Origin of the sequence: Plantactinospora sp. B5E13, from assembly GCF_039871775.1 — a bacterium.
Lineage (GTDB): Bacteria > Actinomycetota > Actinomycetes > Mycobacteriales > Micromonosporaceae > Plantactinospora.
Genome location: NZ_JBDPLT010000024.1, coordinates 78230 through 100596, shown reverse-complemented (window position 1 = coordinate 100596; position 22367 = coordinate 78230). Strand labels below are relative to the sequence as shown.

Sequence of the window (22367 nt, the reverse complement as noted above, 5' to 3'; positions counted from 1 at the left end):
GGAGGCGGTACGCCGCGGTGGTGCGACGGTAACTGGCCAGCTCGGTGTGGCCACGATCGGAAGGAGACGCCAGATGCTGCTCGAGGTGGGTGCGCAGGCACCGGACTTCGTGCTGAAGGACCAGAACAACCAGGAGGTCCGGCTGACCGACTTCCGGGACCGCCGGGCCGTGCTGCTCGTCTTCTATCCGCTGGCCTTCACCGGCACCTGCCAGGGCGAGCTGACCGAGGTGCGCGACAACCTCGACGAGTACCAGAACGACGAGGTGCAGGTTCTGACGGTCAGCGTCGACTCGGTCTTCTCCCACAAGGTGTGGGCCGACCGGGAGGGTTTCGGGTTCCCGCTGCTGGCCGACTTCTGGCCGCACGGGGCGGTGGCCCGGGCGTACGGGGTCCTCAACGAGACCACCGGCGTCGCCCACCGGGGCACGTTCGTGATCGACAAGGCCGGCACGGTCCGCTTCGCCGAGCTGAACGGGCCCGGTGAACGCCGCGACCAGGCGGCCTGGCGCAAGGCACTGGCTGCCGTAGTGGCCTGACGGGCGAGCGTCCCGCCACACCGGGACGTGACCCTGGCCGCCGCGATCCGCCCGGCCCGTCGCGGGCGACGCCGGTCCCGCCCGGCCGGTTCGCCGGGCGCGGGTGACCCCGGCCGCCGCGATCCGGGAACTGGTTCGACCACGGGCGGGTCCGGCAGGGTAAGCTTGCCGCCGCCGGTAGCCCGTACGGGCGTTCCGGGCGCGTAGCTCAGTGGGAGAGCACTCGCCTTACAAGCGAGGGGTCGCAGGTTCGAAACCTGCCGCGCCCACCAGTGCGGACGTGGGGGTGGAGGCGCCCGCTCACCGGCGCCCCGCCGCACCCCTCCCGTCGGGAGACGGTCTCCGTCGTCCCGTCCCGGGACGGCTTCTTTCGGAATTTCTCCGCCCCTCTTTCAACTTTTTCCTTCACCGCCGGGTCTGTTTCCTGTCGAACAACCCCGACCGACCCGGAGGAGCATGTGGCGGAGGACGGATTCCGTGAGTTCGTGGAGGTCCGATATACCGACCTGTTACGGACCGCGTACCTGCTCACCGGGTCGACGCACGCCGCCGAGGACCTGGTGCAGAGTGCCCTGATCCGGGCGATGCGCCGGTGGCGGGACGTGCAGGAACCGATGGCGTACGTACGCCGGATCATGGTCAACGAGCGGCTGAGCCGGTGGCGGCGGATCGGCTCCCGGGAACTGCTCACCGGAGTGATTGGCGACTGGGGACGCGGACGTGAGCCGCAGACCCGGGACGTCGCCGACGGCGTGGTGGTACGCGACGAACTGCTCGGCGCGCTGAACGGCCTACCGGCCCGGATGCGGGCGGTATTGGTGCTGCGCTACTGGGAGGACCTGTCCGAGGCCCAGATCGCGGAACTGCTCGGCTGCTCGGTCGGCACGGTCAAGAGTCAGGCGTCCCGGGGGCTGGCCCGGCTGCGGACCGTACTGCCGCCACCCGCCCCGGACGCCACGCCGTTACCCGCTCCGGCTTCCGCTTCCGGGCCGGCGCCCGCTCCCGCGCGTACCCCACTCCCGCCGTCGACCGCCCGCCAGTTCGGGAACCAGCGTCTGCCGGCCGACACGATCTCCGGAAGGAACGTTTGATGACCCAGGAACTCAGGGACGGACTGGCCCGGCTCGCCGACCCCGTGGTGTCGCGCCCCGAGCCGTACCGTCGGTTGCTCGAGCGGGCCCGGCGACGCCGGCGGCGGCAGGCGCTGACCACCGGCGCGGCGGCCCTGGCGGCGCTGGTCGCGGTGGTCCCGTTGTTCGGCGGAACGGTCCGCGGGGGCGAGGCCGACCCGGCCGACCAGGTGGAGATCCAGCCGCCGGCCCCGGTCGCCGACCCGCTGGCCCGGCGGCTGCTGGACTCGCCGCTCCGGGGCAACCTGGCCGGCGACCACCAACTGATCGAGTCCATCACCCGCGGCTACCGGGCCGCCCGGGCGGAACTGCGGGTCGACCCGACACTGGACGCGGTACGGGTACTCTTCGCGCACGACCTGCCCACCGCGCGAGTGGTGGTGGTCGTTTTCGCCGACGACGAGCACGCGGTGCTCCGGACGGCGATCGGCGATCCCGGCGCGTCGGTACGGGGTCTGCTCGACAAGACCGGCACGCCGATCGACACGCTTCCGTTCGAGTCGTTCGTCAACATCGCCCGGGGCGGCCAGCACGCCTCCGACGACGTCACCCTGGCGCTCGGCCCGGCAGGTTGCCAGGTCGAGTCCACCTCGAACGGACAGCTGACCGCCGACGGAACGGTACGCCGCGAGTGGCGGCCGACCGGCGGCGACGGATACGTGGTGGCGGGCCCTGAGCAGGTCGGCGAGCGATGGCGGTTCCGCTGCGACGGCGTCGTACGGTACGACACCGTGCCCGGGGTCACCCGGTCCCACCCCCGACCGGATGCCACGGCCGTGCCGCCGGGTACCCCGGACGGTGTCGACCCGACCGCCGCCGCGAACGCCGCCCGCGCGCTGACCGAGGAACTCACCTACGCGGGGCTGGCGGTCGGACCGGTACAGGTCAGGTGGCACGGCCGGATTCCCGGCGCGTCCGCCGACACCCCGCCGGCCCTGCTCGTCACGTCCTGTGCCGCCGGTGGCGGTTGCGCGGCGCTGCTTCAGGTGGGGACGGGGCGGACCGAGTCGGTCAGGATCCCGTCCGGCGGAGGATCGCTCGTGCTTCCGGCGCTGTGGCGGAAGGCCGTCGGGCGCCCCGACCTGGTGGTCGCCCAGATCCCGGCCGACCCGACCGATGCGCCGGCCGACCCGTCAGGCCGGCCGGCCACGCCGACGGGTGTGCTGGTGGTCGGCCCGGCCGCGGCGACCCGGGTCGAACTGCTCGGTGCCGGGAAGCGCGTGGTCGCCGAGGGGCCACTCGACGGTGGCGTCGGCCGGCTGGAACCGGGCGCCGAGGAGGTCAGCACGGTCCGGGTCTACGACGCCGCGAACCGGCCGGTGGCGTCGATGCCGGTCCGGCCCGGCTTCGGGTCGGTCGACTTCGGCGAGGAGTGGCCCTCACGCTGACCCGTCGCCGCCGCCACGCCGGCCCGACCGGTCCGGGCGCCGCCCCTGTGGCCCGGTCCGGCCGGTCGTGGCGGCGCCCGGCCGGCCGGCATAGGTTTCCTTTAAATGTGGCCTAAGCTTCGCTATCTCCCGCGTCCGGAGATTGACTCAGAATCCCGTTCGGCAATACGGTTCGGGCCGAAAACGCACCGGTAACATCGCGTCACCCGGGGAGGATGAGGACGTGGCCACGGCCCGATCTGCAGTGAAGGCAACGCGTTGGACGGCCACCGTACTGGTCGGCTTTGTTGCTGGGCTGCTCACACTGCCGGCGGCGGGACTGGCCGCCCCGGCCGGGCCCACCCAGCTCGGAGCGGCGGACATGACGCTGCTCAACGGCGTACGGCTGGCCGGACTCTGGGAGATGCCGGCTGGCACGATGGCGGCCGAGAAGGGCAGCAAGGAGGAGGTCCGCAAGGTCGGGGCGGAGATCGCCGCCCAGCACGACGAACTGGACCGGCTGGTCGTCGAGGCGGCCAACAAACTCGGCGTCCAACTGCCCACCGAGCCGAGCGCCCAGCAGAAGGGCTGGCTCGACGAGATGAAGGGCGCCACCTGGGACCGGTTCGACCGGATCTTCGTGGACCGGCTGCGGGCCGCGCACGGCAACATCTTCCCGGTGATCGGCGTGGTCCGCTCCAGTACCCGCAACGACGTCGTTCGCACGCTCGCCGAGCAGGCCAACGGGTTTGTCATGAACCACATGACGCTGCTGGAGAGCACCGGCCTGGTCCGCTACGCGGAGCTGCCGCCGATCGCCCTGCCCGCGCCGCAGGACGAGGGACTGGTCGCGGTGGCCAAGGCCAACGCGGAGTTCGGTGCCGGGCTCAGCTCCACCGTCATCTGGGCGGTGCTGCTCGGCGCACTGGCCCTCGGCAGCATCGCCACGGTCCGGCTGGTCCGCCGACGGTAGCCGGGCATTACCGTAGCCGGGCTGTTCCGCCCTGGGTCAGGAGGCCGGTCCGCGCCACCGGTAGACCCAGGGCGGTCCCTCGTCCCGGGTCGCCTCCAACTCGTAGATCTCCGCCCGGGCCAGTCCGCCGTCGACCAGGTGGTGGTGGGTGAGCGGCGGCCGGCCGTGTACGTCGAGGTCGACGATCACCGTGTCGCCGTCGGCGACGCCGCCGACCAGCGGGATTTCCGTGGTGACCTCCATGCGCCCATCCTGCCGTCGTCGGCGCCCGGGCGCAGCCGAACTCAGCGCCAGTGGTACTCGAGGTCGGCGACGCCCAGTCCGACGCTGACCCGGGCGAGCACCGCGGCCAGGATCGCCGGCCGCTGGTCGTGCGGTACGTCCCGGGCCGCTTCCCCGTACCGTTGGGTGACGTGTGCCCAGACCAGCTGCTCGGTCTGCTCGGCCGGTATCCACGGGCGCGGACAGCGCCGTTTCGGACAGCCGTAGTACCGGCGTCCGCTCGACGAGAACGACGGGATCAGCAGTCCGTCGCAGGGACCGCAGCAGAGCAGGTCGCGGAGCAGGTAGCGCCCCGGGGTGGTCCGCTGCACGATGGGAAAGTCCATGGTCACCACCTCGCGTCAGGATGCGACGCATCCATAACTATCGTCATCTTGTCCGGTAGTACGGCTCGCCGGGCCGAACTGTTCGATTCGCGACTGGACCGGACGAAAAGCAGCCACCGCCGGACCCGCTGTCCGTTGTCGTCGGCGGGCCGGGGCGGCCTGTCCCGGCCGGGTGCTAGAAAGGACCCGCCGAGTGGCTGGTGTGGTGGAGAGAGGACCTGTTCGTGCTGGTGGTGCACGGAGTGTGGCGGGGCGCTGGCCGGCTCGCGGTGTGGGCCGAGGACTCCGCCCTGCCACCCCGCTGGCCGCGCCGGCCCGGCCGGGCACCCCGGGAGCGGCCGCACCCGTTCGCCGCCGACCACTCCGGGCTGGCCGACGCGCTCGGTGAACTCGCCGCCAAGGCGGCGACCGGCACCGTCCTGCTCACCCTGCCGACCCGGAGCGGTGGGCCCACCGACTCGCCGGAACTGGTCCGCACCGAGCCGGTCGAGCCGGGCCGTGGCCCGGTCACCCTCGCCGGTTGGCGGGCGCCGACCCTGGAGTACGACGCCGACCACGCGCTGCCGCTCCTGCTGGCGTTCGGCGAGCGGGAGCCGACCGACGTCGACCGGCCGGTGCCCGGAGCGTCCCTGCGGCATCTGGCGCGGCTCGCGGAGTTCGCCGTCGAGCTGGTCGGACGCGGCCGGACCCTGCCGGGTCTGCGCCGCCCGACCGCGACCGGCGCCGTCGACGGCATCCGGCCCGGTACGTCGCCCGGCCCGGCGACCGCTGGCGGCGGGGCGGGTGGCGAGACCGTCGAGGCGGTGTGGCGACCGCTGTTGACCGGGGCGGACGCCGGCTGGGCCCGGGCCCTGACCATGGCGCTGCCCCCGGCGGCCCGGTCAGCCGGGCCGGACACGCCACCCGCGGCGGTCGATCCGGCACCGCCGGCCTCTGGCGCGGCGGTCGACCCGGCGGTCGGCTCGGCGGGGGCGACGGTCGCCGACGCACTCGACACCCTCACCGACGCCGCCGCCCGGAGCGCCCTGGACGGCGTACGCCTGATCGGGGCCGGTCGGACCACCGGCGCGGACACCGCCGTGCGGGCCTGGCTGCGGGCCCTGACCGGCCGGCAGCGTGCCTTCACCGCCCGGCCCGAGGCGATCGGCGTACTCGACGCGGAGCTGCGGGCCTGGCAGCGCGACGCCGCCGGGGGCCCGGTCCGGGCCTGCTTCCGACTGGTGGAACCGGCCCTGCCGCTGCCCGACGTCGACCCGGAGCTGGCCCCGCGGGTCGACCCGGAGACGGTCGCGCCGGTCGCCCCGGGGACGGCTTCCCGGGTCGACTCGGAGTCCGTCGACCCGGAGTCCGTCGTGTCGGTCGAGCCGGACGCCGGTGCTGGCCTTTCGTTCGCGACCGCAGGGCTCGCGAGCTCACTCCTCGCGCTCACCCCGTGGCGGATCGAGTTCGCGCTCCAGGCGGCCGACGAGCCGAGCCTGATCGTCGGCGCGGACCGGATCTGGGCGTCCGGGGCCGACCTGCCGGCGCTCGCCCGACAGTTGGCCGCACCGCAGGAGATCCTGCTGACCGAACTCGGCCGGGCCAGCCGACTCTGGCCGGAGCTGGAGGACGCGCTGCGGACCGCCGCCCCGGAGGCGATGGAACTGGACACCGAGGGCGCGCACCGGTTCCTGCGGCACGGCGCACCGGTCCTGCACGCGGCCGGCTTCGGGGTCCTGCTGCCCTCCTGGTGGCAGCGGCCCGGTGCGCGGCTCGGCGCCCGGTTGCGGGCCCGGTCCCGGACCGCGCCCGGCACCGTCGCCGGCCGCAGCGCCCTCGGTATGGCGGCCCTGGTCGACTACCGCTGGGAGCTCGCCCTCGGCGACCAGCCGCTCACCGCCGACGAACTCACCGCGCTGGCCACCCTCAAGACCCCACTCGTACGGCTGCGCGGCCAGTGGGTCGAGCTGGATCCGAAACGGCTCGCGGCCGGGCTGCGGCTGCTGAGGACCACGGGTGAACTGAGCGTCGGGGACCTGCTCCGGCTCGGCCTGGCCGACCAGGACGATCCGGCGGCGTTGCCGGTGCTCGCGGTGGAGGCCGACGGTCCGCTCGGCGACCTGCTCGCCGGGCAGGCCGAGCGGCACCTCGCCGAGCGTGACGCGCCGGAGGGCTTCCGGGGCGCGCTGCGCCCGTACCAGCGGCGCGGGTTGGCCTGGCTGGCCTTCCTCCAGTCACTCGGCCTGGGCGGCATCCTCGCCGACGACATGGGGCTCGGCAAGACCGTGCAACTGCTCGCCCTGCTCGCCGGGGACCCACCGGACAGCGGGCCGACCCTGCTGGTCTGCCCGATGTCGCTGGTCGGCAACTGGCAGCGGGAGGCGGCCCGGTTCACCCCCGAGCTGCGGGTGCACGTACACCATGGTGCGGAACGGGTGCGGGGGCCGGAGTTCACCGCGGCGGTGCGGGACGCGGACCTGGTGGTGACCACGTACTCGTTGGCGGCCCGGGACGCCGCCGCGCTGGCCGAGGTCGACTGGCACCGGATCGTGGTCGACGAGGCACAGTCGATCAAGAACGCGGCGACCCGGCAGGCGGTCGCGGTCCGGTCGCTGCCGGCCCGGCACCGGGTCGCGGTCACCGGTACGCCGGTGGAGAACCGGCTGGCCGACCTCTGGTCGATCATGGAGTTCGCGAACCCGGGCCTGCTGGGCGGCGCGACGACCTTCAAGAAGCGGTACGCCGAGCCGATCGAACGGCACGGCGACGACGAGGCGGCGGCCCGGCTGCGCCGGATCACCGGCCCGTTCGTGCTCCGCCGGGTCAAGACCGACTCCTCGATCATCTCCGACCTGCCGGAGAAGCTGGAGATGGAGGTGCTCTGCAACCTGACCCGGGAACAGGCCTCCATCTACCAGGCGGTGGTGGACGACATGCTGGCCAAGATCGAGAGCAGCGAGGGGATCGAGCGGCGCGGACTGGTCCTGGCCACGATGACCAAGCTCAAGCAGGTCTGCAACCATCCGGCGCAACTGCTCCGGGACGGTTCGGCACTGTCCGGCCGGTCCGGCAAACTCGCCCGACTGGAGGAGATCACCGAGGAGATCCTCGCCGCCGGCGAACGGGCCCTGCTCTTCACCCAGTACGCCGAGTTCGGCGGCATGCTCCGGGCCCACCTGGCCGCCCGGTTCGGCCGGGAGGTGCTCTTCCTGCACGGCGGGGTCGGCAAGGCGGACCGGGACACGATGGTGGCCCGCTTCCAGGACGAGACCGGACCGAGCCTTTTTGTGCTCTCCCTGAAGGCCGGCGGCACCGGGCTGACCCTGACCGCCGCCAACCACGTGGTGCACGTCGACAGGTGGTGGAATCCGGCGGTGGAGGACCAGGCGACCGACCGGGCGTTCCGGATCGGTCAACGCCGGGCGGTGCAGGTACGCAAGTTCGTCTGCGCCGGAACGGTGGAGGAGAAGGTGGCCGCGATGATCAACGAGAAGCGGGGACTGGCCGCGAAGATCGTCGGCAGCGGTGAACAGTGGCTCACCGAACTGTCCACCGCACAGCTGCGCGACCTCTTCGCCCTCGAGTCCGGGGCGGTGGTGGAGTGAGCGGGCGGCAACCCTTCACCGAGTACGGCCGACCCCGACGGGTCAGCGGTGGGCTACGGGCCCGCAGCACCCGGGGCACGATCGGCGAGTCCTGGTGGTCCCGACGTTTTGTCGACGTACTCGAGTCGTTCGCGCTCGGCACCCGGCTCAGCCGGGGACGGTCGTACGCCCGCGCCGGACAGGTGCTCTCGCTGGAGGTGGCACCCGGCGAGGTGACCGCCGTGGTGCAGGGCTCCCGCCCGCGGCCGTACGCGGTGTCGATCCGGTTCCGGCCGTTCCCGGAACCGCTCTGGGCCCGGCTCGAGACCCTGCTCGCCGCAGAGGCGCTGTTCAGCGCCCGGCTGCTCGCCGGTGACGTACCGCCGGACCTGGAACAGGTCTTCGCCGAGGCGGGCGCGCCGCTGTTCCCGGCCACGATCGACGAACTCGACCAGCGGTGCAACTGTCCCGACGTCGCGGTGCCGTGCAAACACCTGGCCGCGACCCTCTACCTCCTCGCCGAGGCGTTCGACGCGGACCCGTTCCAGCTGCTGCACTGGCGGGGTCGGGAACGGAGCCGACTGCTCGCCCGGCTTCGGGCGCTCCGTACCGGTGAGTCCACACCCGACCTGCCGGGGCACGGTGCCGATCCGGCGGGGCGGAAGGTGCGCCGGAGCGCCCGGCGTACCGGTCGGACCGCTGCCGCGGCGGCGGACCCGGACGGGGCGGTCGCGGCGGCGCCCGCGGTCCCGTCGTCGGCGGACGCCGCGCTGGCGTCGCCGGTCGGTGCCGGGATGGCGCTCGCGGACCTGCCCGCCACGACACTCGCCGAGGTGGCGGACCGGTTCTGGGTCAACCCCGTCCCACTGCCGGACCGACCGCCGGTGCTGGCGACCGGTCCGGGGCTGGTACTGCGACAACTCGGCCCGCCCGGCGCGGCCATCGGCGGCCCCGGGCTCGTCGAACGGTTGACCCGGGCCTACCGCCGGTTCGACCCGACCGGGGACTGAACCCTCTCCGCCCCGGCAGCCGTGGCGCTTCACCACCGGTGGCGTCGGGCCTGCCACATCAGCAGCGTCGCCGCGACCAGGACCGCCGGAGCGATCGCGACGGCCAGCCAACCGCCGAGGACGACCAGGGCCGGCACCGTCGCCCACAGGACGAAGGTCATGATGAGTATCAGCCGGGCCCGGCGGACTCTGGCCCGGTCGCCCAACCGGGCGACGAACTCCGGATCGGTTACGCGAAGATGGTGCGTGATCTCGTCAAAGCGGCGCTGATCCTCTTTGCTGAGCATGGCGCGGGCCCTTTCCTCAGGCGTCAACCAGTCCGACGCCGGAGTACCCGGTCCCGGGCCGCTCTCACGCTCCTGCTGCTCTCGCTACCTCCCACGGCGACCCGGACGATCGCGACACACCGATCAGTGTGGGCACCACCCGCCCAGACCGGTCAGTAGCTGCGGCGGGGAGACGGCAGGTGGGCCGGGAAGAGCGGCTCGGGCAGCGTCGGGGTGACCGCGTGCAACGCCTCCAACAGCAACTCCTGGACGCTGTACGGGTCGGGGAGCCGCCAACGGGTCTGCTCCGGCGACCGCACCCAGCGGACCGTGCCCTCCGGCAACCGGGTCGGTGGGGCCGGAATCCACGAACCGGCGCCGTGCTGGATGACGTACAGGGACTGGTCGAGTTCCGGGCGTAGCGCCTCACCGGGACCGACCAGCAGCATCCACCGGCCACCCGGGGTGGCCGCGACCGGACCCCGGGCCCGCTCCGCGACACCGCGACCCATTCGGGACCGCACCTGTTCCAGCGCGTACCGGCCCAGATAGGCGGGGACCTCCAGGACGTCGAAGGCCCGCCCGGTCGCCAGCAGGATCGAGTGTGGACGCAGGCGCCACCAGGTGGCCACCCGGGCCGGATCGGCACTCGCCTGCTGGTCCCACTGCTCCAGGGCGGGATGACAGCCGGTGGTGGGGCAGCCCGCCCGGCCACAGATGAACCGGTGCCGGGCCAGGCAGGCGCCGGGTGTGACGGTCCAGCCGTGGCTGGCGTACCGCACGGCGACGCGGCGCAGCCGGACCCGTTCGAGCTGGTCGAGGCGGACGGAGGGCGGACGGACTTTCCTCCACATCGCGGTGAACCCCCTAATTTATCGATTTCGGCCAGTGACGGGGGTCGAAACCCGTCACTGGTGGCGAACGTGGTCGTTCTTTCGGGCAAGCGGCCGATCGTCGCATCGAAAACTACGAGCGGCCGCCGACCGGGTGACGTACATGCTGTGCGACCTGCACAGACGTGAGAACAGCACGGTTTGACCGGCGCGGGAGTGCCGGCCGGAACTGTCCGACGAGGTGGAGAGGAGGGACGAGGTGGACGAACTTCCGATCGGCCGCCGCGTCGCCTACTGGCGTGGTCGCCGCAAGATGTCCCAACAGGTCTTCGCCGATCGGCTCGGCAAGTCCAAGAGCTGGGTGGACAAGGTCGAGCGGGGCGTACGACGACTCGACAAGTTCTCCGTGCTCTACGAGATCGCCGACATCCTCCAACTCGACGCCCAACTGCTGCTCGGCAAGGCGCCGGAGCGGCGGACCGACGGGCTGACCTGCATCGACGAGGTCGAGGTCGAGGAGATCCGGTCGGCGTTGGAGCGCTACGACTCGATGACCTCGTTCTTCACCGCCGCCCCCGAACCGCCGTCGCTACAGGAGATGGCGAAGTCGGTCAGCCACGCCTGGCTCACCTACCAGTACGCCCGGTACGGCGTACTGACCCGGGCCCTGCCCAAACTGCTCCGCGACGCGCAGGCGCTGGACAGCACGGCCGGCGGTGACGACGCCCGGAGAGCCGCCCACCTGCTCGGGCAGGTCTACCAGATCGCCTCCTCCGCGCTGCGCAAACTCGGCGAGTACGAGCTCGCCTGGCTCGCCGCCGACCGTTCGATGGCGGTGGCGCAGCGCGCCGACGACCCACTGCTGGCCGGCGTGGCCACCTACCGGGTCGGCAACGCGCTGCTCGCCCTGGGGCGGGCCCGGGCGGCGCTGGAGGTCAACGTCAGTTTCGCCAACCGGATCGCCCCCGGTGGCATCAACGGTGCCACCCCGGACCGGCTCTCGGTCTACGGCATGCTGCTGCTGCAGGGCGCGATGGCGGCGGCCCGGATGGGGGACAACAACACCGTCCGCGACCTGGTCAACGGGGCCGCCGAGGCGGCGGACCGGCTCGGCGGCGACGACAACCGCTACTGGACCAGTTTCGGCCCGACCAACCTGGAACTGCACCGGGCGGCGGCCGCGGTGGAACTGGGCGAGGGCCGGCACGCGGTGGAGACCCACGAACGGCAGATCGTGCGGCGGGAGGGGTTCCACGCGCTGCTGCCGGAGCGGCGGGCGCACCACATGCTGGATCTGGCCCGTGGCTTCGCCCAGATCGGCGACCTGGACCGGGCCGGTGAGGCGTTGGTCGAGGGGGACCGGCTCGCCGCGTCCGAGATCCGGTGCCGACCGATCGCCCACGAGGTGATGTCGAACGTGCTGCGTCGCACACGGGGTGCGCCGCCGGCGCCGATTGCGGAGTTGGCTGAGCAGATGGGAGTAGGAATATGACCGCGTGGTGGAGGTACGCCTGGTGATGGTGGAATCGACCGGTGCGCGCGTTCTGTACGTCATCGCCTGCGGCACGCCGCTGACCCGCAACGTCGGACGACTGGTGACGCACGCGCAACAGGACGGCTGGGACGTGTGCGTGGTGCTGACCCCGGACGGGACGAAGTTCGTCGACGTACCGGCGCTGGCGCGGCAGACCGGTTATCCGGTGCGATCGACGTACAAGAACCCGGGGGATCCGGACGTGCTGCCCGACGCGGACGCGATGATCGTCTCTCCGGCGACGGTGAACACGGTGAACAAGTGGGCGGCCGGGATCGCGGACACGCTCGCGCTCGGCCTCCTGGTGGAGGGCCTGGGCAAGGGGCTGCCGATCGTGGCCATGCCGTTCACGAACTCGGCGATGGCGGCCCATCCGGCGTTCCTGGAGAGCATCGCCCGGCTGCGGGACTGGGACGTCACGGTGCTCTTCGGCGACCATGTCCTGCCGTTGCACCCGCCCGGGACCGGGGAACGCCAGATCGAGCGGTTTCCCTGGGAGATGGGGGTGGCGGCGTTGCGGACCCGGTTCTCGGTCAGCGGCCAGCTGGGCTGATCCGCGTACCGGTGCCGGTCGGCGGTGTCCCGGCCCGGTCCGGCCGAGCAGATCTCGGCCGGACCGGGCTCCGGATCGGGCCGGTGCGGCCCTGCCGGCCCCGGACCTGGTCGGCGCGGCCCCGCCGGCTCCCGGATCGGGCCGGACGGTCGTACCGGCGGCGCGGATCGCGGCTCGTCGCCGGTAAGCTGGGCCGCCGTGGGTGCATCCGGATCTCCGACGGCCAGCGTGGCCGATGTCGTGGCTGTCCTGGACGGGCGTTATCCGCCGTCCTGGGCCGAAGGGTGGGACCGGGTCGGGCTGGTGGTCGGGGAGCCCTCCGCACCGGTACGCCGGATCTGCTGTGTGGTCGACGTGGTGCCGGAGACCGTCGCCGAGGCGCTCGACCACGGCGCCGAGCTGATCGTCGCGCACCACCCGCTGCTGCTGCGGGGCGTCTCGTCGGTGGCGGCGACGACGTACAAGGGGCGGATCGTGCACCAGCTGATCCGCAACGGCGTCGCCCTCTACGTCGCGCACACCAACGCCGACGTCGCCGACCCCGGCGTCTCCGACGCGTTGGCGGCCCGGCTCGGCCTGACCGGGCTGCGTCCGCTGCGGCCGGCCGCGCCGGGCAGCCCGGCCGCCGGCCAGGGGCGGGGCATCGGCCGGGTCGGCGAACTGCCGGCGCCGATGACGCTGGCCGACCTGACCGGGTACGCCGCCGAGGTGCTGCCGCCGACCGCCTGGGGGGTCCGCGCCGCCGGCGACCCCGGGCGGATGATCCGTACCGTCGCGGTCAGCGGCGGTGCCGGCGACTCCTACCTCGAGGACGCCCGACGGGCCGGAGCCGACGCCTTCCTCACCGCCGACCTGCGGCACCATCCGGTCAGCGAGTACGTCGCCGAGGGCGGCCCGGCACTGCTCGACGCCGCACACTGGGCGACCGAGCGGCCCTGGCTGGACGACGTCGCCGAGCACCTGCGTACCCACCTGCCCGTCGAAACCGTGGTGTCCGACCTGGACACCGACCCGTGGACGGTGCACGCCGCATCCCCCGCCTCCGCCGTGGACAAGGAGTCCCGCTCATGAAGGCCGACCCGAAAGAGCAACGTCGTCTGCTCGACCTGCAGGCGATCGACACCGCTCTCGCCCAGCTCGCCCACCGGCGCCGTACCCTGCCGGAACACGCCGAACTGGAGACCCTGGCCCGGGAGCTCTCCGCGCTGGAGGACGAGCGGATCCGGGCCCAGGTCGCCGTCGACGACCTGGACCGTGACATCGACCGGCTGGAGCGGGACGTCGACCAGGTCCGGACCCGGAAGAACCGGGACGAGGCCCGGCTCACCATGGGCAGCGGCCCGGCCCGGGAGCTGGAGGCGCTGCAGCACGAGCTGGTCTCGCTCAACCGGCGGCAGACCGAGCTGGAGGACGCCCAGCTGGAGCTGATGGAGCAGCGGGAGACCGCGCAGGGCGTACTCGACGGGATCCAGGAGCGGATCACCGCCGCCCGGCAGCGGCGTACCGAGGTCGAGGGACGCCGGGACGAGACGCTGGCCGAGATCACCAAGGACGAGGAGTTCAAGACCGGGGCCCGCCAGCCGCTGGCCGCGGACCTGCCGGGTGACCTGCTGACCCTCTACGACCGGATCCGTGAGACGTCGGGCGGACTCGGCGCCGCGCTGCTGACGGGTGGCCGCTGCGGCGGCTGCCGGCTGGAACTGTCCGGGGCGGACCGGGCCCGGATCCGGGCCGCCGCGCCGGACGAGGTGGTGCGCTGCGAGGAGTGCCGGCGGATCATGGTCCGTACCGCCGAGTCGGGGCTGTGACGAGGCGGAATGGTCGGTCGGACAGGGAGCGTGCCGGTGGGCGGTCGTAGGGTCGTGGTGGAGGCGGACGGCGGGGCGCGGGGCAACCCCGGCCCGGCCGGGTACGGGGCGGTGGTCCGGGACGCCGACACCGGAGAGGTGTTGGCCGAACGTTCCGAGTCGATCGGGGTCGCCACCAACAACGTCGCCGAGTACCAGGGGCTGATCGCCGGCCTGGAGGCCGCCCGCGAGGTGGGGGCGACCGGGGTCGAGGTGCGGATGGACTCCAAACTTGTCGTCGAGCAGATGGCCGGGCGCTGGCAGATCAAGAACGCCGGGCTGCGTCCGCTCGCCGCGCAGGCGGCCGGCCTGGTCCGCCGGTTCGACGCGGTGACGTACACCTGGATTCCCCGGGAGCGGAACCGGCACGCGGACGCGCTGGCCAACGCGGCGATGGACCTGGCCGCCGGCAAGGTGCCGAAGGCGGCGACGGAGAGCGGGCCGGCGACGGCCGCCGCTGCCACCGCCGCCGGTACGGCGGACGCCGAGCCGACCGGCCGGGCCCGGGCCACCGAGGTCGCCGCGCAGGGCTCCACCGCCCGCAGCTCCTGGGAACCGCGGCCGGCGGAGACCGCGACCCGGCTGCTCCTGGTGCGGCACGGCGAGACCGAGTACACCGAGCAGCGCCGGTACTCCGGCCGGGGCGACGTGCCACTGTCCAGCCGCGGCCTGGCCCAGGCCGGCGCGGCGGCCCGCCGGGTGGCCGGGCTGGCCCCGTCGGTCGCGGCCGTGGTCAGCTCACCGCTGTCCCGGTGTACGGCGACCGGCGGCATCATCGCGGGTGGGCTCGGCGGGGTGCCGTTGAAGGTCGAGCCGGACCTGATCGAGTGCGACTTCGGCGCATGGGAGGGGAAGACCTTCGGCGAGGTACGCGAGCACTGGTCCGCCGAGATGGACGCCTGGCTCGCCTCGACCGAGGTCGCACCGCCGGGCGGGGAGTCCTTCGCCGAGGTCGGCGTACGGGTACGTCGGGCGATGGCCGGGCTGCTCGCCGCGTACCCGGGGGAGACCGTGGTGGTGGTCTCGCACGTCTCGCCGTTGAAGATCGCGCTGCGGGACGCCCTCGCCGCCAGCGACACCTTCCTGCACCGGCTCTATCTCGACCCGGCCGGGCTCTCCGTGCTGGACATCTGGCCGGACGGCGGGATGGCGGTCCGGTCGGTCAACGACACCGCCCACCTCACCGGACTCTGACGGTTCTCCCGGCTGGCCTGCCGGCTTTCCCGGCGGCTGCCGACCGGCTCTCCTGGCGCTTTCCCGGCTGGCCCGTCGGCGGCGACGGGGCGGCCGGGGTGGCCGGTGCGCCTGCCTGGTCAGTCGGCGCTGAGGAAGGTGAGCACGGTCCTGACGAACCGGGCCGGGTCGTCGACCCACGGTGAGTGGCTCGCGCAGCCCTGGACCGCGACCTCGGCCCGGGGGAGGAGCGCGGCCAACTGCCGGGCCGCCGCCGGGGTCGGCGCGGGGTCCAGTTCGCCGGCCACGATCAGCACCGGGGCGTCGAGTCGGGCCAGGCCGGCCCGGACCTCGTCGACGTCGGGGCTGAAGCCGTCGTAGTACCCGGCGGCGGCGACCGGCGACCGCTCCCACTGCTCGGCCTCGGCGTGCGCCCGGGCCCGCTCGTCCCACCGGCCGTACGCGAACGGCGCGGCGGCGGTGCGCAGCGCGGCCACCTCCTCCGGGTCGGCGTTCCGGGCCGCCGCCTCCTGCCAGGCGTCCATCGCCGCCCTGGCCCGGGCGTACCACCACTCGCCGGAGCGGGCGTCGACCGCCTCGGCGAAGCCGACCGTCTCCACCCCGACCGCACGCAGACCCGGGGCGACCAGGACGAGCCGGGCCAGCCGGTCGGGGATCCGGGCCGCGTACAGCTCGGCGAGGTTGCCGGCGGCGGAGTGGGCGAGCAGGTCCATCCGGTCCAGGCCGAGATGCTGTCGAAACGCCTCGACGTCGTCCACCAGCCGGTCGCAGCGGTACGTCGTCGGGTCCTCCGGGGTCGCGGACTCGCCGCTGCCGCGCAGGTCGAGCAGGAGCAGGGTGCGCTCCCGGGCCAGCCCGCCCAGGTCTCCGAGATAGCTCGACGCCCGGGCCGGGCCACCGGGTAGACAGACCAGCGGCGGGCCGGATCCGATGACGTGGTACGCCAACCCGGTGCTGTCGTACGAGGAGAAGCGCGGCATCGGGCCAGGATGGCAAAACTCCCGTACGCGGATCAAGATGAATCGCCGAACTTCGATATTCTCACGTGCGGAACATCCGTTATCGGCCAGCTTGTCACCCGCCGGGCCGGTCGATCCGACCGCCGCTCGGCGCACCGCAGTCACCGCTGGGCGCATCGATAACGTTTCCCGAACGTGACGGCCGACACGCTGTCCTAACCTCCGGCGTCACACGCAGATCCGACGGTCCTCCCAAGGGGGCGGCATGAGCGAAGCTGATCCGGAGTCGGCGGCACCAGCCACGGCGGCGACCACGGCACCGACCACGGCGGTGTCCCGAGCCAAGGACCACAGTCCCTGGAACTGGCTCCTCTTCGTCCCGATCGTGGTGCCGCTGGTCACCCCACTGTTCAACACCGACGCGCCACGGCTGTTCGGCTTCCCGGTCTTCTACTGGCTGCAGCTGGCCTTCATCGTGCTCGGCGTCGGCACCACCACGCTGGTCTACCAGATGACGAAGAAGCGGAGGTGAGTCGCGGTGTGGCGGGACCATCTCACTGAGATCATCGTCTTCACGCTGCTGTTCCTGCTGGTCAGCGGCATGGGCTTCGTGGCTGCCCGGTGGCGGGCCCCGAAGGACATGGCGCACCTCGACGAGTGGGGACTCGGCGGACGCAGCTTCGGCGGCTGGATCACCTGGTTCCTGGTCGGCGGCGACCTCTACACCGCGTACACCTTCGTGGCCGTACCGGCGCTGCTGTTCGGGGCCGGCGCGGCCGGGTTCTTCGCGGTGCCGTACACCGTCATCATCTACCCGCTGGTCTTCCTGGTACTGGTCCGGCTCTGGTCGGTGTCGCACCGGCACGGCTTCGTCACCCCGGCCGACTTCGTCCGCAAGCGGTTCGACTCACCGACCCTGGCGCTGATCATCGCGATCACCGGCATCGTGGCGACGATGCCGTACATCGCGCTGCAACTGGTCGGGATCGAGGCGGTACTCAAGACCATGGGCGTCAGCGGGGAGAGCACCCTGGCCCGGCACCTGCCGATCATCGTCGCCTTCGCCATCCTGGCCGCCTACACCTACCAGTCCGGACTCCGGGCACCGGCACTGATCGCCTTCGTCAAGGACTCGCTGATCTACATCGTCATCCTGGTGGCGATCATCTACCTGCCGTACAAACTGGGCGGCTGGGGAGAGATCTTCGACGCGGCGGACGCCAAGTTCGACGCGAGCCCCTCACCCGGGGACGGCATCCTGCTCAACCCGAACAACCAACTGCAGTACATCACCCTGGCCCTCGGTTCGGCGCTGGCGCTCTTCCTGTACCCGCACAGCCTCACCGGCGTACTGGCCGCCCGGAACCGGGACGTGATCAAGCGCAACATGTCGGCGCTGCCCGCGTACAGCCTGCTGCTCGGGCTGATCGCCCTGCTCGGCTACATGGCGATCGCGGCCGGGGTCACCCCCCTGCCCGGCAACTCGGCGGGCAGCGTCGACAACAACACCGTCGTACCACTGCTCTTCGAACAGCAGTTCCCGAGCTGGTTCGCCGGAGTCGCGTTCGCCGCGATCGGGATCGGCGCCCTGGTGCCGGCCGCGATCATGTCGATCGCCGCGGCCAACCTCTTCACCCGCAACATCTACAAGGAGTACCTGCGCAAGGACGCCTCGCCGGCCCAGGAGGCGAACGTCTCCAAGATCACCTCGCTGGTGGTGAAGATCGGCGCGGTCGCCTGCATCGTCTTCCTCGACCCGCAGTTCTCCATCGACCTGCAGCTCATCGGCGGCGTCATCATCCTGCAGACCCTGCCGGCGGTCGCCCTCGGCCTCTACACCCGCTGGTTCCACCGGGGGGCGTTGATCGCCGGCTGGGCCGCCGGGATGGGCCTCGGGATGTGGATGCTCTACCAGATCCCGAACCCGGCCACCAAGCGCGCCCACTTCGGTGGCTCCGCCTTCCCGCTGGAGAAGTTCGGCTTCGACGGATCCACCAAGACGATCTATGTCGGACTGGTCGCCGTCACGGTCAACCTGCTGGTCGCGGCGATCGTCACGCTGATCCTGCGGGCCGCGAAGGTCACCGAGGGCACCGACGGCACCGAGACCGACGACTACTTCGCCGACGAGGGCGACCCCCGGGTCATCCCGGCACCCCGGGAGGAGGCCGAGGTCGCCGGCGCGGCGACCGAACCCGCGCCCAAGGTCTGACCGGACATCCCCACCCACCACCCCTCCAGATCCCCGTGACCAGGGACCCGTCCCCGCTCGCCGCGCCGCCCCCGTACGCGGCGAGCCGCCCTGGTCACGGGGATCTCCTCCGCCCAGTGGTCCAATCTCCGTCGCAGGCGGTGGACCGGGCGACGGCGGTCAGCCGAGCGCGCGGTAGAGCAGCAGCAGGCCGACCGACGTACCGAAGACCACGATCACCGTCTTGAGCACCGCCGACGGCAGTCGACGGACCAACCACGCGCCGGCGTACCCGCCGACGATGGTGGCCGGCGCGACCAGCGCGACAGCCGTCCAGTCGACCGGGCCGAAGACCGCGAAGACCACCGTCGTGGTCAACCCGACGACCGCGGAGAGCACGTTCTTGATCGCACTGATCCGGGCCAGGGTCTCGTCCAGCACCAGCGCCAGCCCGGCGACCAGCATCACCCCGAGCGCGGCGCCGAAGTAGCCGCCGTAGACCGCGCCGACTGCCACCATCACCTGGACCGCCGTCAGCCGCCGGGCCGGCCCGGTCACCGCTCTTGTCGTGCTCCCGGGGTCGGTCGCCGCCGACGGCCAGCGCGCGGTGTCGACGACGGAGGTCACGGCCGGCACCGGGTACGTGGCCGGCGCCGGTCGACCCGGAGGTGCTCCGGCCACCAGACGCCGCAACCGGTCCTGGAAGGCGAGTACGGCGGTCGCGCCCAGCACGAGGAACGGCACCACCAGCTCGAAGGCGCGGGCCGGGGTGGTGAGCAGCAGGAAGCCCCCGGCGGCGGTGCCGAGTACGGCGCCCGGGACCAGCCGCATCAGCCAGCGCCGGTCCGGCAGGTCGGCCCGGCTGGCCGCCACACTGGCAAGGTAGCCGGGGCAGACGGCGATCGAGTTGCTGACGTTTGCGGCCACCGGCGGCAGCCCCACCGCGATCAGCGCGGGGAACGTGATCAGCGACCCGCCGCCGGCCACCGCGTTGACCGTTCCCGCGGCGAGCCCGGCGGCGAGCACCAGCAGCACCTCGGGAAGTTCCATCGCCCGTGAGGGTAGCCGGGCGGTCTGGCGACGCTCCCGGAACCTCCCAACCGGTGGGCAGTTGCCGTGGGCAGGTCGGGGGCCGTGGACCCCTACTTCGGATCTTCGTTACGATTGACCACGCGACGGACGAGTCGACCGGGCGGTCGCGTCGGCGGGCCTCAGCGCCCGCCGCCGAGGAACGTCCGGACTCCACAGGGCAGGGTGGTTGCTAACGGCAACCCGGGGCGACCCGCGGGAAAGTGCCACAGAAAACAAACCGCCGGAACGAGCGGTTCGTGCCCTCGGGCGTGGATCGACCGGATCCGGTAAGGGTGAAACGGCGGGGTAAGAGCCCACCAGCATCCCGGGTGACCGGGATGGCTCGGTAAACCCCACCCGGAGCAAGGCCAAGAAAGGCCCTCGCCGCAAGGCGATGGCCTGCGCAGGCGTTTGAGGGCTGCCCGCCCGATGTCTGCGGGTAGGCCGCTGGAGCCTGTCGGCAACGGCAGGCCGAGATGGATGACCGCCGCCGGCACCACCGGCAACGGTGCGTGCCGGGCACAGAATCCGGCGTACAGGTCGACTCGTCCGTCGTACCCCAGGTCACGGTCCTGATCAAGGTCGTGACCTGCTTCTTTGTTTGGTTCCGTTGGTTGACCTTGGTCAGCGTTGGGCGGCGTCTGACGGCCCGGTGACGGCCCAGACGGCCCAGAGACGGCCCAGGAACGATCTTCAAGCCCGTTCCCGGACGGCCCTGGGCGCGGCCCGTGGCGGCCCGTTCGGTGGGCGGTGGGCGACGCGCGGCCGGGGTCGGGCGCGTCCTGGCGGTGGAGCTGGTGACCGGCCCGGTGACTCGGTGGCAAGCCAGTCCGGGGTTTGGACTGGCGCGGCAGTTCGGAAGCCCCGACCACGACGGGGCCAGCCTCGCCGGCTTCCGTACCGCCGTACGCTGTCGCAGCACGGCGCCCGCTGCCACACTCTCCGGGTGGCCACCTTCAGTTGCGGCGCCTGTGGCATGGTGCTGACGCCTGACCTGACGCACGCACCGGGAGAGCTCACCCGCCCGGAATACGCCGGGCGGGGGCCAGGTCCGGCGACGATACGCCGTGGCTTTTTCGCCATAGACCCTGAGCCGTTCGGCGCACCGTTCGTGCCAGCAGACGATCAAGACGACTGCCCGCATGCCATGCCGGGTCTTGCGAAGATCGTAGACGGCGTATTCGTTCTCTCTGCCGGCCCGCGCAACACCATCGTTGTCCACCCGGACGATGCCCATTCGCTGCGGCCGCACCCGGAAGACTCCCGTCTGACCGGCTGCTGCGGGCCGAACGGTACCGAGGGCCCAAATCTGGTCTGCCCCTGCGGCGCCGAGGTCGCAACGCTGATGGCGGACTGCTACGGGCCCCGTGAGCTGCACTTCGACCCGTACCGGGTGTCGTCGTCAGAGGATGAGGTACCGGCCGCGAACCGAACCCTGACCGGGCGCCAGCAGCAGAAGGTCTGATGCGGCGCGGGCGCGCTTCCCCGGCGGGTGTCGGTGGCTTCCCGCCCCGGCGCCGTAGGCGGCCGGGGCGGACTCCCGCCGGACGGGCCACTGCGCCCGCGCCGCGCGGCGGCGCGCTTGATTCTGGATAGACGAATTCGGCAATATTGCTATCCACAGAGATGTCGTGTCTCGGTAGATGCTTTACACCTGCGTCCCAGTTGATACTTGACATGATCCTTCGGAGGACGCGAAGGCCCTCACGGTCCGTGGCAGGAGTTCATTGAGGCCATGAGCGGGTGCTTCGGCTATAGGAGCATGCACGCGCGGTGCTTGAGCAAGTCATCCGCCAGGTTCTCAATCCCTGCCGTAGCGCCGACGGCTCGCAGGGCCTGCATTACCGTGCTCCGGACGTTGTCAGGGGTTTCGTGGTCGCCGAAGGCGGGGAGCGCCATCAGCAGGTGTGCGGGTTCCCTGGGCAGTAGATCCCATGGGAATCCGGAGGCCGCGTACTCCGCACCGAGGTCGGCGCGCACTGCTTCCTGCGCAGGGGCGTCAAGAACCCAGTCGATGCCGACGTCGCCCGGCAGGTTGCAAACGACCAGGTGCATCGTCCCGTCCCCAACGGGCACGACGAACACCGGCCACTGGTCGGGCCGCTCGAAGTTGTCGAGGTAGGCATCGAGATCTGCGAGATCCACGCCGAATGCGTCCGGTGCCGAACGAGCCATGCCCACCTGGAGCAGAAACGCCGGCCAGAACAACCCGTCGGCCGTCCAACTCGTCGCGTCGATTAGCGGCGAGGCCGCCAACGGGGGCTGGCATCCGTCCAGATAACCGGGGAGGTACACAGAGCAGCCTACCTCGGCGGGCATGAACGAGGGTTCCATCGCCACCTCTCTGCTTGCGACGGCGCCACCGCAGCCAGCCGTACCCCGACCGTCATCGCTCTTGCCCTCATCCGGTCCTCCCGTTCCGCGCCGACCCACGGCGCGCCGGTCGACAATCAAACCGTTGTACGACGGAGGCACGGCTCGATCGGGTTGGTCGGATGCCACGACGACACGCGCGTCGCCGCGACCACGGTGGCTCAGCCATTCCGGCATGCTGACGCCGCCGGTCTGATTACCTGGGATGTCAGCGTCGATGCGACCGTCACTCCCGCCGCACCGGTTTGTCGCTGGCGCCCGCGCCGGGAGCTACCTCGCCGTCCTGGCGGGCCTGCCCAACACCGGCCGGCCGAGGACGGTGTCGGCTCTGGAGCTGCTCGTCTGCGCCCTGCGCCG

At 72.2% G+C, this 22367-nt stretch carries 21 protein-coding genes, 1 tRNA gene and 1 other RNA gene; 16 read left to right on the top strand and 7 right to left on the bottom strand.

Annotation, left to right across the window (positions count from 1 at the left end):
* Positions 1-73 precede the first annotated feature (73 nt).
* From ABGB05_RS21930 to ABGB05_RS21910, 5 genes are all read left to right on the top strand, one after another.
* Complete coding sequence (locus ABGB05_RS21930) at positions 74-538, top strand: peroxiredoxin (protein ID WP_347655330.1); 465 nt, start codon at positions 74-76, stop codon at positions 536-538.
* A gap of 197 nt (positions 539-735) precedes the next feature.
* A tRNA-Val gene (locus ABGB05_RS21925) sits at positions 736-810 on the top strand.
* Positions 811-1629 carry a SigE family RNA polymerase sigma factor gene (locus ABGB05_RS21920; protein WP_347655329.1) on the top strand — a complete coding sequence of 273 codons (819 nt, stop codon included), beginning with the start codon at positions 811-813 and terminating at the stop codon, positions 1627-1629.
* Positions 1629-3056, top strand: coding sequence for a hypothetical protein (locus ABGB05_RS21915; RefSeq protein WP_347655328.1), 1428 nt, complete (start codon positions 1629-1631; stop codon positions 3054-3056). The genes ABGB05_RS21920 and ABGB05_RS21915 overlap by 1 nt, the downstream gene beginning before the upstream one ends.
* A 244-nt stretch (positions 3057-3300) precedes the next feature.
* Positions 3301-4008 carry a DUF4142 domain-containing protein gene (locus ABGB05_RS21910; protein WP_347655327.1) on the top strand — a complete coding sequence of 236 codons (708 nt, stop codon included), beginning with the start codon at positions 3301-3303 and terminating at the stop codon, positions 4006-4008.
* Positions 4009-4044: 36 nt separating this feature from the next.
* Here ABGB05_RS21910 and ABGB05_RS21905 read toward each other — a convergent pair whose 3' ends face one another.
* Together ABGB05_RS21905 and ABGB05_RS21900 are read right to left on the bottom strand one after the other, a co-directional pair.
* Positions 4045-4251: a hypothetical protein gene (locus ABGB05_RS21905; protein ID WP_347655326.1), complete on the bottom strand. Its 207-nt coding sequence runs from the start codon at positions 4249-4251 to the stop codon at positions 4045-4047.
* Positions 4252-4292: 41 nt separating this feature from the next.
* Entirely contained in the window at positions 4293-4616 is a 324-nt protein-coding gene (locus tag ABGB05_RS21900; RefSeq protein WP_347655325.1) for a zinc ribbon domain-containing protein, read from the bottom strand.
* Positions 4617-4840: 224 nt separating this feature from the next.
* On the opposite strand from ABGB05_RS21900, the gene ABGB05_RS21895 reads away from it, so the two are divergent.
* Positions 4841-8200, top strand: coding sequence for an SNF2-related protein (locus ABGB05_RS21895; protein WP_347655342.1), 3360 nt, complete (start codon positions 4841-4843; stop codon positions 8198-8200).
* Positions 8197-9189 carry an SWIM zinc finger family protein gene (locus ABGB05_RS21890; RefSeq protein WP_347655324.1) on the top strand — a complete coding sequence of 331 codons (993 nt, stop codon included), beginning with the start codon at positions 8197-8199 and terminating at the stop codon, positions 9187-9189. The genes ABGB05_RS21895 and ABGB05_RS21890 overlap by 4 nt, the downstream gene beginning before the upstream one ends.
* Before the next feature lie 29 nt (positions 9190-9218).
* On the opposite strand, the gene ABGB05_RS21885 is transcribed toward ABGB05_RS21890, so the two are convergent.
* Together ABGB05_RS21885 and ABGB05_RS21880 are read right to left on the bottom strand one after the other, a co-directional pair.
* Positions 9219-9476 carry a DUF3040 domain-containing protein gene (locus ABGB05_RS21885; protein ID WP_347655323.1) on the bottom strand — a complete coding sequence of 86 codons (258 nt, stop codon included), beginning with the start codon at positions 9474-9476 and terminating at the stop codon, positions 9219-9221.
* Between the two features lie 152 nt (positions 9477-9628).
* Positions 9629-10309 carry a bifunctional DNA primase/polymerase gene (locus ABGB05_RS21880; RefSeq protein ID WP_347655322.1) on the bottom strand — a complete coding sequence of 227 codons (681 nt, stop codon included), beginning with the start codon at positions 10307-10309 and terminating at the stop codon, positions 9629-9631.
* Between the two features lie 238 nt (positions 10310-10547).
* On the opposite strand from ABGB05_RS21880, the gene ABGB05_RS21875 reads away from it, so the two are divergent.
* The 5 genes from ABGB05_RS21875 to ABGB05_RS21855 all read left to right on the top strand — a co-directional run bounded on the left by ABGB05_RS21875 (position 10548) and on the right by ABGB05_RS21855 (position 15416).
* Positions 10548-11780, top strand: a complete 1233-nt coding sequence (locus tag ABGB05_RS21875; protein WP_347655321.1) for a helix-turn-helix domain-containing protein — start codon at positions 10548-10550, stop codon at positions 11778-11780.
* A 25-nt stretch (positions 11781-11805) separates the two neighbouring features.
* Complete coding sequence (locus ABGB05_RS21870) at positions 11806-12375, top strand: flavoprotein (protein ID WP_347655341.1); 570 nt, start codon at positions 11806-11808, stop codon at positions 12373-12375.
* Positions 12376-12573: 198 nt separating this feature from the next.
* Positions 12574-13446 (top strand): Nif3-like dinuclear metal center hexameric protein, encoded by an 873-nt coding sequence (locus ABGB05_RS21865; protein WP_347655320.1) that lies wholly within the window; start codon positions 12574-12576, stop codon positions 13444-13446.
* Positions 13443-14183, top strand: a complete 741-nt coding sequence (locus ABGB05_RS21860) for a C4-type zinc ribbon domain-containing protein (RefSeq protein ID WP_347655319.1) — start codon at positions 13443-13445, stop codon at positions 14181-14183. Before ABGB05_RS21865 ends, ABGB05_RS21860 begins: the two co-directional genes overlap by 4 nt.
* 36 nt (positions 14184-14219) lie before the next feature.
* A complete protein-coding gene (locus ABGB05_RS21855) occupies positions 14220-15416 on the top strand; it encodes a bifunctional RNase H/acid phosphatase (protein ID WP_347655318.1) in 1197 nt (398 codons plus the stop codon).
* 119 nt (positions 15417-15535) lie between these two features.
* Here the strand turns inward: ABGB05_RS21855 and ABGB05_RS21850 are convergent, their stop codons facing one another.
* A complete protein-coding gene (locus ABGB05_RS21850; protein WP_347655317.1) occupies positions 15536-16396 on the bottom strand; it encodes an alpha/beta hydrolase in 861 nt (286 codons plus the stop codon).
* Between the two features lie 244 nt (positions 16397-16640).
* Here ABGB05_RS21850 and ABGB05_RS21845 point away from each other — a divergent pair, with 244 nt between their 5' ends.
* Positions 16641-16907 (top strand): DUF3311 domain-containing protein, encoded by a 267-nt coding sequence (locus ABGB05_RS21845; RefSeq protein WP_347655316.1) that lies wholly within the window; start codon positions 16641-16643, stop codon positions 16905-16907.
* Between the two features lie 6 nt (positions 16908-16913).
* Positions 16914-18587, top strand: a complete 1674-nt coding sequence (locus ABGB05_RS21840) for a sodium:solute symporter (RefSeq protein ID WP_347655315.1) — start codon at positions 16914-16916, stop codon at positions 18585-18587.
* A gap of 159 nt (positions 18588-18746) precedes the next feature.
* Here ABGB05_RS21840 and ABGB05_RS21835 read toward each other — a convergent pair whose 3' ends face one another.
* Positions 18747-19616, bottom strand: a complete 870-nt coding sequence (locus tag ABGB05_RS21835) for a sulfite exporter TauE/SafE family protein (protein ID WP_347655314.1) — start codon at positions 19614-19616, stop codon at positions 18747-18749.
* A gap of 130 nt (positions 19617-19746) precedes the next feature.
* On the opposite strand from ABGB05_RS21835, the gene rnpB reads away from it, so the two are divergent.
* Positions 19747-20189, top strand: an RNA gene (rnpB, locus tag ABGB05_RS21830) — RNase P RNA component class A.
* A gap of 394 nt (positions 20190-20583) precedes the next feature.
* Positions 20584-21102 (top strand): hypothetical protein, encoded by a 519-nt coding sequence (locus tag ABGB05_RS21825; protein WP_347655313.1) that lies wholly within the window; start codon positions 20584-20586, stop codon positions 21100-21102.
* A 287-nt stretch (positions 21103-21389) separates the two neighbouring features.
* Here ABGB05_RS21825 and ABGB05_RS21820 read toward each other — a convergent pair whose 3' ends face one another.
* Positions 21390-21971 (bottom strand): hypothetical protein, encoded by a 582-nt coding sequence (locus ABGB05_RS21820; protein ID WP_347655312.1) that lies wholly within the window; start codon positions 21969-21971, stop codon positions 21390-21392.
* Positions 21972-22367: the final 396 nt, after the last annotated feature.

Coding starts and splice junctions, on each gene's coding strand:
- ABGB05_RS21835 (WP_347655314.1), bottom strand. CDS start 19,616: ATGGAACTTCCCGAGGTGCTGCTGGTGCTCGCCGCCGGGCTCGCCGCG.
- ABGB05_RS21930 (WP_347655330.1), top strand. CDS start 74: ATGCTGCTCGAGGTGGGTGCGCAGGCACCGGACTTCGTGCTGAAGGAC.
- ABGB05_RS21850 (WP_347655317.1), bottom strand. CDS start 16,396: ATGCCGCGCTTCTCCTCGTACGACAGCACCGGGTTGGCGTACCACGTC.
- ABGB05_RS21845 (WP_347655316.1), top strand. CDS start 16,641: ATGAGCGAAGCTGATCCGGAGTCGGCGGCACCAGCCACGGCGGCGACC.
- ABGB05_RS21915 (WP_347655328.1), top strand. CDS start 1,629: ATGACCCAGGAACTCAGGGACGGACTGGCCCGGCTCGCCGACCCCGTG.
- ABGB05_RS21880 (WP_347655322.1), bottom strand. CDS start 10,309: ATGTGGAGGAAAGTCCGTCCGCCCTCCGTCCGCCTCGACCAGCTCGAA.
- ABGB05_RS21860 (WP_347655319.1), top strand. CDS start 13,443: ATGAAGGCCGACCCGAAAGAGCAACGTCGTCTGCTCGACCTGCAGGCG.
- ABGB05_RS21900 (WP_347655325.1), bottom strand. CDS start 4,616: ATGGACTTTCCCATCGTGCAGCGGACCACCCCGGGGCGCTACCTGCTC.
- ABGB05_RS21905 (WP_347655326.1), bottom strand. CDS start 4,251: ATGGAGGTCACCACGGAAATCCCGCTGGTCGGCGGCGTCGCCGACGGC.
- ABGB05_RS21870 (WP_347655341.1), top strand. CDS start 11,806: ATGGTGGAATCGACCGGTGCGCGCGTTCTGTACGTCATCGCCTGCGGC.
- ABGB05_RS21885 (WP_347655323.1), bottom strand. CDS start 9,476: ATGCTCAGCAAAGAGGATCAGCGCCGCTTTGACGAGATCACGCACCAT.
- ABGB05_RS21820 (WP_347655312.1), bottom strand. CDS start 21,971: ATGGAACCCTCGTTCATGCCCGCCGAGGTAGGCTGCTCTGTGTACCTC.